The 14,012-nt window shown below is 61.9% G+C and carries 13 protein-coding genes and 1 tRNA gene; all 14 read right to left on the bottom strand.

Going from position 1 to position 14,012, the window contains the following annotated elements; all coding sequences use genetic code 11:
* A partial coding sequence (locus I6F35_RS36370; protein WP_225122440.1) for a transposase occupies positions 1-904 on the bottom strand: 904 nt, incomplete at its 3' end.
* 573 nt (positions 905-1,477) lie between these two features.
* Positions 1,478-1,553 (bottom strand) — tRNA-Lys (locus tag I6F35_RS36365).
* A gap of 173 nt (positions 1,554-1,726) precedes the next feature.
* Positions 1,727-2,275 carry a Spy/CpxP family protein refolding chaperone gene (locus I6F35_RS36360; RefSeq protein WP_225122439.1) on the bottom strand — a complete coding sequence of 183 codons (549 nt, stop codon included), beginning with the start codon at positions 2,273-2,275 and terminating at the stop codon, positions 1,727-1,729.
* A 112-nt stretch (positions 2,276-2,387) separates the two neighbouring features.
* Positions 2,388-3,713, bottom strand: coding sequence for a TRAP transporter large permease subunit (locus tag I6F35_RS36355; protein WP_225122438.1), 1,326 nt, complete (start codon positions 3,711-3,713; stop codon positions 2,388-2,390).
* On the bottom strand, positions 3,710-4,285 hold the full coding sequence (locus tag I6F35_RS36350) for a TRAP transporter small permease (RefSeq protein WP_225122442.1): 576 nt from the start codon (positions 4,283-4,285) through the stop codon (positions 3,710-3,712). The genes I6F35_RS36355 and I6F35_RS36350 overlap by 4 nt, the downstream gene beginning before the upstream one ends.
* 114 nt (positions 4,286-4,399) lie before the next feature.
* A complete protein-coding gene (locus I6F35_RS36345) occupies positions 4,400-5,401 on the bottom strand; it encodes a TRAP transporter substrate-binding protein (RefSeq protein WP_225122437.1) in 1,002 nt (333 codons plus the stop codon).
* 1,195 nt (positions 5,402-6,596) lie between these two features.
* On the bottom strand, positions 6,597-7,181 hold the full coding sequence (locus I6F35_RS36340) for a lytic transglycosylase domain-containing protein (RefSeq protein ID WP_225122436.1): 585 nt from the start codon (positions 7,179-7,181) through the stop codon (positions 6,597-6,599).
* 179 nt (positions 7,182-7,360) lie between these two features.
* Entirely contained in the window at positions 7,361-7,852 is a 492-nt protein-coding gene (locus I6F35_RS36335; RefSeq protein ID WP_225122435.1) for a hypothetical protein, read from the bottom strand.
* A gap of 264 nt (positions 7,853-8,116) precedes the next feature.
* Positions 8,117-8,596, bottom strand: a complete 480-nt coding sequence (locus I6F35_RS36330; protein WP_225122434.1) for a hypothetical protein — start codon at positions 8,594-8,596, stop codon at positions 8,117-8,119.
* 344 nt (positions 8,597-8,940) lie between these two features.
* Positions 8,941-10,500, bottom strand: a complete 1,560-nt coding sequence (locus I6F35_RS36325; protein WP_225122433.1) for a 2-isopropylmalate synthase — start codon at positions 10,498-10,500, stop codon at positions 8,941-8,943.
* Between the two features lie 109 nt (positions 10,501-10,609).
* Complete coding sequence (locus tag I6F35_RS40345; protein WP_275945533.1) at positions 10,610-10,732, bottom strand: hypothetical protein; 123 nt, start codon at positions 10,730-10,732, stop codon at positions 10,610-10,612.
* Between the two features lie 497 nt (positions 10,733-11,229).
* The gene (locus tag I6F35_RS36320; protein WP_225122432.1) at positions 11,230-12,168 is read right to left on the bottom strand and encodes a polyphosphate kinase 2 family protein; all 939 of its coding nucleotides are present in this window, start codon (positions 12,166-12,168) and stop codon (positions 11,230-11,232) included.
* A gap of 10 nt (positions 12,169-12,178) precedes the next feature.
* Positions 12,179-12,880 carry an NUDIX hydrolase gene (locus tag I6F35_RS36315; protein WP_225122431.1) on the bottom strand — a complete coding sequence of 234 codons (702 nt, stop codon included), beginning with the start codon at positions 12,878-12,880 and terminating at the stop codon, positions 12,179-12,181.
* Between the two features lie 10 nt (positions 12,881-12,890).
* Positions 12,891-13,916: an ABC transporter substrate-binding protein gene (locus I6F35_RS36310; protein ID WP_225122430.1), complete on the bottom strand. Its 1,026-nt coding sequence runs from the start codon at positions 13,914-13,916 to the stop codon at positions 12,891-12,893.
* Positions 13,917-14,012 lie beyond the last annotated feature (96 nt).

Raw genomic sequence — 14,012 nt, 5'->3', positions numbered from 1 at the left:
GTGTTCTTCCCGAGATCGATGCCGATTGTGACAAGGTTCGTATTCGACATGGCTTGCGCTCCTGCTGCTGCCCCCCGCCGGGCTGCACGTTGCCGCTGAGAGCGGGCGTGGTCCATGCCATTAACTCGTAAGGCCGGTGGGCCTTGCCTTTGCCGATGCATTCGACCTCCGGCGCATGCAGGGAATAGACCTTCGGCCCACGCTGACGTTGCTGCTGCTCGCGCACGCGCCGCGCCAGCGCCAGCAGCTTTATGAACGCCGCTTCGAGTGCGCCGTTACCCTCGATTTTGCGGCCGATATCGCGGATCACGCGGCCCAGATAGGTGCGCAGCTTCTTGAGCATGCGGTTGGCGCGCTTGAACTGCTTGGCGTGGGCATAGCGCTGATGCTGGATCAGGGCGAGCTTGCCCACCCGCGCATAGGACTGGCGTAATGCAACCCCGTGAAGCTGCGCCAGCCGCACCAGTTTCTCGCGCGCCCGGTTCAGAAGCTTCGCATCGGTGGGGAACGTCACGTTCTTCGGCTGAACCGTGGTGTCGACGATCACCCGCGACATCCGGTTGCGCCAGCGCGTCAGCGACGAGCGGTCGAACACCAGCCGGTGCTGGAAGAACTCCTCGCCGCAGAAGTATTGGTAATAGGGGTTCTCGACCCACCGCTCGCACAGCATCTTGTCGGACAGGTCGTAGGTGTGCTTGAGGATCGCAAGCCCCGCCATCAAGCGCGTCGGCAGCGGCGGGCGGCCGGGATCATCGCTGTAGACCTCGCCGAACCGTTCCTCCAGGAACCTCCAATCCACCGTACGGCCCAGCGTTACCAGCGGATGCTTCATGTCGATGATCTGATCGAGCCGGGAGCGGAACAGGTCCCCTTCACCCGTCTCTCGTCGTTCTCGCGGCCGCATCGCGTCCCCCGCCGAAGTATTCCAAGGCGAGTGAATCACAAATCAAATTTGCAAGGAATCCCCTCCCGCAAACCCACTTTCCGGCAAATCCAGTCACGGCAAAATCCCGTTTCTGGATTCCAAATCAATGCCTTGGGAATTCTTCACGGACGACTATCTGATCAGGCGTCGAGCGAGCTCTTCACACGAGCGGCACAGCATCAATAAAGACGACTATTTCGCCCCGGCCGCGCTACGGAGTTGGCTGAAGTATCACGCTGTCGATAAGCCTCGTGCTGCTTTCGGGCCTTGGTTTTTCTGCGACCGTACTGATGAACCAGATCGAACGAGCCTTGCTCGATTGGCAGTGACAGTACATCACGTAAACACCCCTAGCTCCGACTATGTCCCAATAACTCGCCTCAATATCCTATTCTACGACGCGCGGATTTCGATCTTTATCGCGTTCACCGACGCATGCATCTTGCCGAGACGAAAGGCGCGGAGACCACATTCGGCTTTGGCATGATCGCAAATGAAAGTGGCCATACAGCCGTTGATCGACTGTCGGAATCCCTAAGCTATTGAAAAGCTTGGTGGGCGCACCAGGGCTCGAACCTGGGACCCGCTGATTAAGAGTCAGCTGCTCTACCAACTGAGCTATGCGCCCGGAACCGGTCCGGAAAACCTCACCGGGAGGGCCGTCGTTTAGCAAAGCGACCCGGCGATGTCCAGCAAGGTGGATGAGGTTTTCCCGTGCTTTGGAGGGGACGTCCCGGAACATGAGAACCGCCGGATTGCGGCGGTTCTTCCGATGGTTAGGCCGATTGCCGCTCGGCGGGGTCAGAGCCGGCCGGAACCGCGATCGTCGCGGTCGCCCCGATCGTCCCGGTCGAAGCCGCGCTCGAAGCGGTGGCGGCGCCAGCCCTCGCCACCGGGGCCGAACCGGCGGTCCATATGGGTCAGGACGGTGAGCCGCCGCTTCTGGTTGTCGTCGAGCGTCTTGTAGAGCGGATCGGCGGCATCGGCGATCTTCTTCAGCGCGGCGGCGCTGGCGGCCATATTGTCGGCGCGCTCGCGGAGCCGGGTGACCGGATCCGGCTTCTGCTGCGCATCCGCGCTCTTCTCCGCCTCCATCCGCGCATTGGCCCGGTCGATCCTGAGCTTGGCGAAATCGCGCACCGCGGCCTCGACCGGCGGCCACAGCTTCTCCTGATCGGCGTTGAGCTTCAGCCCGGCATGAACCGCGGCGATCCGTGCATCGAGGAAGGCCGCGCGGTCTTCCGGGTTCATCCGCATCTGGCCATGCATCCAGTGGCGATGCTGGGCGTAGGCGACCGTCGAACCGGCGATGGTGAGCGCGGCGACGCTGGCGAGCAGAACTTTCTTCATCCGAACCTCCTTTGGAGCTGCCTGAAGATGAGACCACCCTGCCCCCGCCGCAACTTACAGTTTGGACAGGGAACGTTCCCTTACCAAGATGTCATTCCCCATGGTTAAGCGTTCACAGCATGCCGAGCGCGCGCGGCAGCCACAGTGAGATCTCGGGAACGTAGGTGACGAGGCCGAGGAAGATCAGCATGGTCAAAAGCCACGGCCAGACCGCAACCGTCAGCTCCGTGATGCCCATCTTGGCGATGCCGGAGGCGACATAGAGGTTGAGGCCGACAGGCGGATGGCACATGCCGACCTCCATGTTGACAACCATCAGGATGCCCAGATGCACCGGATGGATCCCGAGCTTCACCGCCACCGGAAACAGGATCGGCGCCATGATCAGCACGATCGAGGAAGGCTCCATGAAGTTGCCGGCGACCAGCAGCAGCACATTGACGACGAGCAGGAAGATGATCCAGTCGACGCCGACGGAGGTAATCCAGGCCGCGATCTGCTGCGGAATGTTTTCGTTCGCCATCAGGAACGAGAACAGCACCGCATTGGTGATGATGTAGAGAATCATCGCACTCATATTAGCCGAGCCGAGCAGCACCTTCGGCACGTCCTTCAGCGACATGTCGCGATAGACAAACACCGCAATGACGAAGGCATAGACTGCACTGACGGCTGCCGCCTCCGTCGGAGTGAACCATCCAGCATAAATGCCGCCAAGTACGATCAGGATCAGCAGCAAGCCCCAGACGCAGTTGCGGAAGGCAGCAAATCGCTCCGCCCAGCTTGCGCGCGGCAGCCGCGGATAGTCGTTGCGCCAGGCGCGGTAAAATGTGGTGACGCCGAGCAGCGTCGCCAGCATCAGGCCGGGAATCACGCCAGCGATGAACATTTGGCCGACGGACGCCGATGATACGCGGTGGCCGGCAGGATCCAGCGCGATGCTGCCGCCGGTTGCCACGCAATAAATCACCATCACGATCGACGGCGGGATCAGGATGCCAAGCGCGCCGGATGTGGTGATGACGCCGGCGCCGAAGCGCTTTGGAAAGCCCTGGTTCACCATCGCTGGCAACATGATCGATCCGATCGCGATCACGGTTGCAGGCGAGGACCCCGACACCGCGGCAAACAGCGCGCAGGCCATCACGCCGGCGAGCCCCAGCCCGCCGTGCCAATGGCCGATCATCGAAGTGGCAAAGTTGATCATGCGCCGCGCGACGCCGCCATGGGTCAGGAAATTGCCGGCCAGAATGAAGAACGGGATCGCCATGATCTCGAAATTGTCGATCCCCGTGAACAGTTTCAGCGCCACCGACTCCGTCGGCACGTTGGTCATGGTGAAGATGAAGGTGAGCACCGTCAGGCCAAGCGCGATCGAGATCGGCATGCCCGTCAGCATCAGGGCGATGAGGAGCCCGAAGATGAAGAGGCTCGTCATCGCGTCACCTCCGCTACGCCAGCGCCGGGCGCATCGACGTCGACGCCCTCGACCCGGGCATGATCGTGATGCGGAAGTTGACCGGTCCAGTAATAGTGGTAGGCGACCTGCAGGAAGCGGAAGCACATCAAGTAAGAGCCGAGCGGAATGCAGAGGTAGACAAACCAGCTCGGTATCTCGAGGTCGGGCGAGACCTGGTCGGTCTGCATCAGCCCGTAGACAAATTTCGCGCCCATGGTGCCGATCACGGCCGTGAACAACGCGCCGCAGAACAGGCCGAACAGCACCACGATGTTGCGCCAGGGCGACCTCAACTGGTTGACCGCGACGTCGACGCCGACATGAATGCCGGTGCGCACGCCATAGGCCGCGCCGAACTTCGCCACCCACACGAACATGTAGATGCACAGCTCCTGCGCCCAGGACAGGTTGATCGGGAACAGGATCGGGTAGAGCAAGGGAATGCCGATCAAATAGCGATGGCAAACGGCCACGAAGATGATGAGCGTCGCGGCCGCCATCAGCGTCGCGATCAATATCTCCTCCAGCCGGTCGAGGATGCGGAGCAGTATCAATGGTCCCCCAGGAGTTAGCTCTCGGCGCCTTAGCGCGTGCTCCCTCTCCCCGTTCTTGCGGGGAGAGGCGATCGAGCTCGCTTTACGATTCGACGCAAGACCATCACGCGATCAGTTGGTCGCGCCCTTGGTCTCCTTCACGAATTCATCGATCAGGCCCTGGCCGACGCGCTTGGCGACATCCTTGTAGACCGGCTCCATCGCCTTGCGCATCGCGGCGTCCTGCTCCGCCGTCAGCGTGATGATCTCGCTCTTGCCGGTCTTCTTGATCTCGGCGAGCGCGTCGTCATTTTCCTTCTGCGACTGGCCGTTGCCGTAATCGGTCGCTTCCTTCATCGCCTTCTCGCAATTGGCCCGGATGTCGGCCGGCAGGCCTTCCCAGAACTTCTTGTTCACGACCACGATGTAGCCGATATAGCCGTGATGCGTGTTGGTGATGTACTTCTGCACCTCGTGCATCTTCTGGGTATAGATGTTCGACCAGGTGTTCTCCTGGCCGTCGACCACGCCGGTCTGCAGCGCCTGGTAGACTTCGGAGAACGCCATCACCTGCGGGATCGCACCGAGATTTCGGAACTGCGCCTCCAGCACCTTGGAGGACTGGATGCGGAATTTCAGGCCCTTGTAGTCAGCCGGTGCGATCAGCTTCCTGTTGGCGCTCATCTGCTTGAAGCCGTTGTCCCAGTAAGCGAGGCCGATCATGCCCTTCGGCTCGAGCAGCTTTAAGAGCTTCGCGCCGAGCGGACCGTCGGTGACTTTACGCAAGGTCGGGAGATCAGGGAGGATATAGGGGAGATCGAACACCTCGAACTCCTTCACGCCGATCGGGCCGAACTTGGCATTCGAGGGTGCCAGCATCTGCACGGCGCCGAGCTGCAGCGCCTCCAGCTCCTCCTTATCCTTGTAGAGCTGCGAGTTCGGGTAGACCTCAACCTTGACCTTGCCGCCCGTGTATTTCTCGGCCAGTTCCTTGAACTTCTCGGCCGCCTGCCCTTTTGGCGTGTTGGTCGCCACGACGTGGCTGAACTTGATGACGATCGGATCGTCCGCTGCCGCCGGCCCGGCAAAAGCAATCACTGCAACCGACGCCGCAGCCAACATCAACTTGCGCATGTATCCTCCCGCTTTACTGGGGAGCGCGCTCATGATCCCGCGCGCCCCGAGTTTTGTATGCCAGCCGAACCAATACAGAGAAGCCGGCGAAATTGCCATTGTCCGTTAGCAGGGTTTCGGCATCGAGCTGCATGCTGCGCCGCAAAAGTGCGACGTTCTGTCCGGACTGCTCATGATTGACCATCGTGCCGTCGTGTCTTGCACCGCTGTCGTCCGGCCGAAGGTGGTTGTTGTAGTAGCCCGTACGATGGGTAGAGCGCAGCGAAACCCATCGCGATGGAGCAAGCGGCGCGGATGACGGGTTTCGCTGCGCTCTACCTATCCTGCCGCTGTCGTCCTGGGTTTGGCCGGGGACAATGGGAGGAGAGATCTGATTCAATTGTCAAACAGCTTCTCCGCGGTCATCGTCCGGCTTGACCGGACGATCCAATATTCCAGAGGCGGTCGTGCTTACGCCGAGAGGGCGGTGGTTACTGGATGCCCCGCCTTCGCGGGCATGACGGTAGAATGGATGTGAGTTCGCGTTCTCGCGGCATGATGTGCCCGAGCTTTGCATCTCGTTTCACCCTCTCATTGAAGTGAGGGCGCAGGGAAAGCCGGGTGCCGGTTGCACCCGTGGGCCCCGTGCAACAAAAAGCACGGGGGTAGGACCACAGGTCAACCGAAGCAACTCCGGCTTTCCCTGCGCAGTGGTTTTACGGCTTACTTCGTGCTCTTCTCGGTGACCGGGCTTTCTTGCCACCGTCGCCTCTCGCGCAACCTTGTTTGCGCAAAAAACTTAGCGCCAGCGTCGGGGCGCCAGAACCACACGACTTCGCCGTCCGTGATGCCTGTGCTCGTCAGTCACACCTATCACGTCCACCGCATCTCACCGCAACGTTCGTGACGATCGCGAGCCGCCCCTCATTTGGATGAGACGCGCGGAGTCATAATGCTGATTTGCCCGACGACGGAAGCGGAATGTTTTTTGCGCGAGGGCTGGACGGGGCAAATCACGTTGGAATCACTCGCTAAATTCGTCTCGCCGCGCGCGCCATGTTAGACCCTCATGGTGAGGAGGCGCCCTTGCGCCGTCTCGAACCATGAGGCCCGATTCTCACCCGTGGCCCATCCTTCGAGACGCCGCTTCGCGGCTCCTCAGGATGAAGGTGTCGTCCTGGGCAATTCGAAGCGCGGCGCGGAATGACGGGAGCTGTCACGAGCGCCCTGGTGCATTGGCCACCGCCATCTTGCGATCGGCCCAGAGCTTGAGGTCGCGCACGGTCAACATCTTCAGGAATGGGTTGGCAGTGACCAGCTTCTCGCGGGTGGTCCGACCTGTCACGTCGGCGGCAGCCATCAGCGAAGCGGCGTCGGCGCCCTCTTCCGCGGTCAGCAACGCCACCGCGCCTGCCGGTCCGGCAAAATGCACAAGGTAGAGAGAACCCGGCGTGATCGGCAGGCCGCGCTTGCTCAGCATCGTGACATTTCGCTCGATCGTGCGCGCGGTGATTTCTCGCGCAAGCCCGGCGTCTCGACGCAGCTCCAGCACTTCCTTGTCGCTGCGTCCCTGGACCAGATCGCGTCGATGTCTGCGAACGGCCTCCAGCCAGGTATCGTCGAGAAACTGAGCGGCTCCGGTCGCACTGGAGCGCTTGTTCCTGGCATTCGGGTCGCCGCTGGATTCGGCGGCGATAATGCGCTCAACCAGCGCTCTGATGCCGGCCTGGTCAATCGGTTCGCTCGTCAGTGGACGATCGCGAAACAAGAACGGGCTCGCCGCGACGGCCAAGGCGATCACGACCGCCAGCGCAATGGCAATGACTTCCGCCGACCACCACCCCCGCTTCGGTGCAATGGCCCGACGTTCATCCGGATTGGGCGGCCTGATTTCATTGGCGCGGCTTGTCTGTCTCGACCTGGGCATGGGACGCTGCGGCTGAGCATCAGCCGCTTCCTCGAAGCAGAAGGATTGTTGGACTAGGTTTGACATCCCAGTGGAAGGTTCAATGCCTTGAACAGGCCGTCGAAAGCGCCGGGCTGACAGGACTTGGCCTCGACCGTCGGTTTGGCACGCGTGGTCTTCGCCGTCGCCTTGGCAACCTGGTGCTTGGGCAAAGGCTTGGACGGATGCTTGGACAGATTCTTCGACAGATCATTGGACAGACCCTTGGACAAATCCTTGGACAAATCTCTGGGCCGAGGCTTGGGCAGCACGACCACGGACTTTTCGGCGGGGACTGCGCGCTCAGGCTGTTCAACAATCGGCGCGGGTTCCGGTGCGGCAGCGGCGGGTTGAACCGGCGGCGCGATCGGCTCGGGCGAGAAGATCTGCTGCGTCGATGGCTGCTGTTGCGTGTGCGGGATTTCGAGTCGGTCTGCCGGCGTCAGCGTATCGCCGGAGGCGGCAATCCCCACGGTGCGAGCCAGCGGCGCATCGACAGGCTTGGTCGCGCGCGGCGGAGTCTGCATCTCCATCACCGCAAGCGTACCGAGGCCAACAAGGATGAGAGCCGTCCTCATCTGATCTCGCGTTTCATCGGGAGACCCAAGGCTAGGTTTCAATGCGGCGGCTTGGCGGCGGAAGTGAACGCCTTGGAACGCGGAGCGGAAAGATCAGGGATTAAGGTTAACGTGGGTCACACGTTCGCTCACCTCTCCCGCAAGCGGGAGAGGTGACGCATAAGCAAAACCTCTTCTCACGGCACTGGAGTTGCCCGAGGCGCGGTTGTCCTATTACGTACCGGGCGTTTTAACGACCAGTTTTATGTTCAAGAGGTTGACGCCCTTGAACGGGTTCGGCGCGCTTTCGATAGTGCCCGTGCCCGTAGCGTTCGCATAGGTACCCGTGCCCGAGAGGATCGTATACTCGCCCGTCGACTTGCCGTCCTTGACCGCGCCGGTATAACGCGCCGTGATCGAGCCGTCCTCGAAGGTGTAGGTGCTGTAGCCGAAAAAGGATCCCGCGCCTTTGAGCATGTCTGAGGCATTGACGAACTCTTTCACTCCGATACGGCCGTCCTTGAAAACGGCGACGCCGAACAATTTGCCGGACGCGACCGTCTGGCCTTCGATGTTTGCTGCCTCTGTTACTTTGAAATCGATCGGCTTAGTGACCAGCTTGAACTCAAGCACCTGCTCACCAGCGAGAGCATTCGAAGCCGCGGCGGCGGCAAGCGCGGCTGACAAAAAATAAGAAGCGGAGCGCATTCGCATGGTTTCCCCTCCAAAATAAATGGAAAAAAATAACGTCACGCTTTTGCGTGACGTCGATTTTTAGCACAACCACAAGGAGAGATGGGCCAGTGGTCCTGACGCGGATATTGGTTTTTCTGAAAGGCCCGCGCCGGCTTGGGTCCTTCAGATAGATCAGCGCGAGGCGCTCGCCGCAATTTCCCGTAGCGCCGGGTAAAAGCTCTCTCACAAAGATGGTGAATCGCAGAGACACTCCCGCCCCCGCCCGCAAGCGGGAGACGGAAGGCAGTAAGCCGAATGTTGGAGGGTGAGCACGCTTCGCCGTGCCCACCCTACGATTTTCGCGATGACGGAGACGGTCGCGATCAACCCGCGACGGCGGCCGGGATGTCGCGCTGGCGCTTCATGACGATCTTGTTGAGGGCGCCGAGATACGCCTTCGCCGAGGCAACCAAGGTGTCCGGATCGGCGGCGCGGGCGGTCATCGAGCGGCCGTCATGAGCGAGGCGCACCGACACTTCGGCTTGCGCGTCGGTGCCTTCGGTCACCGCGTGCACCTGGTACAGCTCGAGCTTCGCATCATGCGGTACCAGGCGCTTGATACAGTTGAAGACGGCATCGACCGGGCCGTTGCCCTCGGCTTCCTCGATCCTGACCTGGCCGTCGACGTCGAGCTTCATGGTTGCGCGCTGCGGGCCATGGGTACCGGCGATCACGGTCAGCGAGGTCAGCTTGATGCGGTCGTGGGCGGCCGCGATCTCCTCGTCGAGCAGCGCCTCGATGTCCTCGTCGTAGATGTCCTTCTTGCGGTCGGCCAGCGCCTTCATCCGCGCGAACGCATCCTCCAACTGGTTGGGGCCCAGCTTGTAGCCCATCTCCTCCAGCTTATGGACGAAGGCATGGCGGCCGGAGTGCTTGCCGAGCACCAGCGACGACTGCTTCAACCCGACCATCTCGGGCCGCATGATCTCGTAAGTGGAGGCATCCTTGAGCACGCCGTCCTGATGGATGCCGCTCTCATGCGCAAAGGCGTTACGGCCGACGATAGCCTTGTTGTACTGCACCGGGAACGAGGTCGCCGCCGACACCAGCTTCGAGGCACGCGTCAATTGCGTGGTGTCGATCTTGTTCCAGTACGGAAACTTGTCGTTGCGCACATTGATCGCCATCACGATCTCTTCGAGCGCGGCGTTGCCGGCGCGCTCACCGATGCCGTTGACGGTGCATTCGACCTGACGGGCACCGCCGACGATGCCGGCCAGCGAGTTCGCCACGGCCATGCCGAGGTCGTTGTGGCAATGGACCGAGAAGATCGCCTTGTCGGAGTTCGGCACTCGCTCGATCAGCGTGCGCATGAAGTGGGTGTATTCGTCGGGCGTGGTGTAGCCGACCGTATCAGGGATGTTCACAGTGGTGGCGCCGGCCTTGATCACGGCTTCCACGATGCGGCAGAGGAAATCCATCTCGCTGCGGGTGCCGTCCTCGGCCGACCATTCGACGTCGTCGATCTGGTTGCGGGCGCGGGTGACGTTGGCGATCGAGGTCTCGATCACCTGCTCCGGCGTCATGTTCAGCTTCACCCGCATGTGCAGCGGCGAGGTCGCAATGACAGTGTGGACGCGGCCGCGCTTGGCGAATTTCACCGCTTCCGCACAGCGGTCGATGTCCTTCGGATGGGCACGGGACAGGCCGGCGATGACAGCGTTCTTGGAGCGGCGGGCGATCTCGCTGACCGCCTGGAAGTCGCCCTCGGAGGTGATGGGAAAGCCGGCCTCGATGACGTCGACGCCCATGTCGTCGAGCAACTCGGCGACCTCGAGCTTTTCCTCGAAGGTCATGGTGGCGCCGGGACACTGCTCGCCGTCACGCAAGGTGGTGTCGAAAATGATTACACGGTCCTTCTCGGACTTGCTCGCGGTGGTCATCTGCAAAGTTCCTTTGGGTAGATCGCGCTATCTTATCACTGAGCGCTAAAGGGTTTCTGATGTTCTCACGCAACCCCTGAGTGCCCAGGCGCAACCGCCCAGACGGCCCTCAGGGGCCGATAAGAAGCAGAATCCCGCCAAGAAGGAGGGTCGGCAGCGACGCAGCCGGAATCGCCGGGGCGGCTTTGGCCGTTCCCGTCAGAATTCCATGGTTTTCGCTGCGAATCAGCATTGCCGGTACCCTGTGGAGGCCAAAATCCTCGGTCAAAACCGTTGATGGTTGGTTGCCAAGGCATCTCCGCGCCGTTTCTAGACGAAGACGGCGGCCGCAGGCAACGGTAAAAAGATGGTCAGTGGGACTGACCTAAATACTCCAAATTCCACTGTCATTGTCCGGCTTGACCAGACGATCCAGTATTCCTGCGGGAGTTCGAGCCGAGAGGCCGGCGCGTACTGGATTCCCCGCCTTCGCGGGGAATGACGGCGGCAACGCCAAATCAACGCCGTCATTCCGGGGCGCGCTTGGCGCGAGCCCGGAATCCGTCGACCCGCGGCCGGCGGCGGAGCAATGGATTCCGGGTTCTCGCTTCGCGAGCCCCGGAATGACGGCTCACTCCACTGTCATCGTCCGGCTTGACCGGACGATCCAGTATTCCAGAGACGGGAATCTGAGCCGAGAGCCCGCCGCGTACTGGATTCCCCGCCTTCGCGGGGAATGACGGCGGGGAGCTACTTCGCGCTCTTGCCGGCCTTCCTCGCACCGTTCTTCCCCTCCGCCAGCAGCGCCTCGCGGACGCGCTTGAATTCGCTGCGTTCGGACTTGTCGACCGTCGGGAAGTGCAGATCGAGCTTCTCGAGCGCGCTCACGATGGTGGAGCCGATCACCACGCGGGCGAACCATTTGTGATCGGCCGGCACCACGTGCCAGGGCGCGGCGCGGGTTGCGGTATGGCGGATCATGTCCTGGTAGGCGGCCATGTAGCGGGGCCACAGCGCGCGCTCGCTGACGTCGGCCATCGAGAACTTCCAGTTCTTCGCCGGCTCCTCCAGCCGCTCCAGGAAACGCGCGCGCTGTTCCTGCCTGGAGACGTTGAGGAAGAATTTCAGGACCACGATGCCGTTGCGCGAGAGGTAGCGCTCGATCGCCGAAATATCCTCGAAGCGCTCGCGCCAGATATTCTTGGTCACCAGCCGCGGCGGAATCTTCTGCTTGGCGAGGATTTCGGAATGCACGCGCACCACCAGGCATTCCTCGTAATAGGAGCGGTTGAAGATGCCCATGCGGCCGCGCTCGGGCAACGCGATCATCGAACGCCACATGAAATCGTGGTCGAGCTCCCTGGACGACGGCTGCTTGAAGGAGGTGACCTCGCAGCCCTGCGGATTGACACCCTCGAACACGCTCTTGATCGCCGAATCCTTGCCGGCGGCATCCATGCCCTGGAAGACCAGGAGCAGTGACCAGCGGTCCTGGGCATAGAGCTTCTCCTGGAAATCGTTCAGCCGCCTGCGATTGGCGTCGATGATCTCTTCGCCCGCGGCCTTGTCGATGCCGCCCTTCTCGTCGGTCTTGAGCGATTTGAGGTGAAAGTGGTCCGATCCGTCGACGCGGAACGGCGCCACGAAAGGCTTCAACTCGTCGGCCAGCAGCTTCGATTTCTTGCCCATGGGCCCTTTCTTACCTGCTCAGATGCATTTCGATAAAAGCGGTGACGAAGCGCGGCATCGCGGCGGTGAAGTCAGAGACATCCCGCACCAGGCGGATCGCCGCAAGTTCGGGGTCTTGCTGCATGGCCAGATTGCGTTCAATCCGCTCGCGCAAGGCATCGCCGGGCATGTCGACATACAGTATCCGCATCATGGCGATGGCGACGCCGGTGAAGACGCAATCCCAATGTGCATCGGGGCGGTAGTCGGCGGGCGTCAGCCCGGTCTCCTCCTCCACCTCGCGCGCGACGCTGGCGGCGATATCGAGCGTATCGCCCCTGATGTCGTCGAGATCGGGCGTGCCCGACGGGAAGTAGACGCGCCCAGGATTGGAGGTGTGGTGGCCCATCTCACCGAGCACGAACGCGCCATCGCTTGCGAGCAGCGCCCCCATGCCAAAGCCGTTGAACACGCCTTTGTCCGGATAGCCCCAGTCACGCCAGGAGAGGAAGCTCGCGAAATCGGTCTCGAAATAGCTCGCGCTCAGGCGCTCGCCTTCGAACGTGGCGCTGCGCCCGAGCAGCACCCGGCCGTTCCAGAGGTTCGGCCGTTCGCGCTGCGCTTCCGCGAAATGCGCATCGATTTCGGCGCGGCGCGCCTCGGCAAACGGCCACGCCGATGGCTGCACCTTCAGATCGAGCGCGGTGACGCGATGAATGGAGGGTGGCGTCATCAACGCTAAGCTACTTCGCACCCTGCCCTGTGGTCTTGGCCTGCTCGACGAACCTGTTGGTGTAGGTCTTGCCGACGTCGATATTGGCCTTGGCGACTTCCGGCGAGCCTTCGCTGAACACCGCCAGCACCGCGTCGGCGCCCTTCGGGTCCATCCTGCCGGTCTCCGAATACATCGCAAGCGTGTTCTTCAGCGCGGCGAGATAGAGCTCCTTGTTCTTGCCGACCATCTGCTCGGGCATCTTCGCCATGATGTCTTCTGGCGAATGCGAGTGGATCCAGGCCAGCGTGGCGAGGATCGCATTGGTGAGCGCCTGAGCTTCCTTCTCGTGTGACTTGACCCAGGCCGCGGTCGAATAGAGCGCGCCGCCCGGATATTCGCCGCCGAACACGGCGAGCGTGTCGTGCTGGGTGCGGGTGTCGCTCAGGATCTTCAGGTCGGCATGGCTGCCCTGCAGCACGGTGACGGAGGGATCGAGCATCACGGCGGCATCGATCTGGCCCTGCTCCATCGCCGCGACCGCGGTCGCCCCCAGGCCGACGCCGATCACGGAGGCGCTGGTCGGGTCGAGCCCGTTTTTCTTGAGCAGATATTTCAGGAAGAAATCGGTCGAGGAGCCCGGCGCGCTGACGCCGACCTTCTTGCCGGCGAGATCCTTGATCGAATTGATCTCTGCGGTGTGCTTCGGCGACACCACCAGCACGAGGCCCGGATAGCGGTCATAGACCACGAAGGATTGCAGCTCCTGGCGCTTGGCGGCGAGGTTGACGCAGTGATCGAAATAGCCGGAGACGACGTCGGCGCTGCCGCCGAGCACGGCTTTGAGCGCATCCGAACCGCCCTTGAGATCGACCAGCTCGACCGCGAGCCCCGCCTTCTCATATTCGCCGAGCTGCTTGGCAAGAACCGTCGGCAGGTAGCACAGGCAGGCGCCGCCGCCGACCGCGATCGTGACCTTGCTTTGCGCCGCGGCGAGACCCGAGCTCAGCACCAGCGCGACAAGCGCGCCGGTGAGACGGCCAAACAGTTTTGTCATGGTATACTCCATTCCGTCGGATGCAGGATAAAGCAGCGCGTGAGCGTTGAGAAGGCTCCGCCGTCATTGCGAAGTGCAGCTCCCGCAGGGTGGGCA

The organism is Bradyrhizobium sp. BRP22 (genome assembly GCF_020194175.1).
GTDB lineage: Bacteria > Pseudomonadota > Alphaproteobacteria > Rhizobiales > Xanthobacteraceae > Bradyrhizobium.
This window is presented reverse-complemented; position numbering and strand designations above follow the sequence as displayed.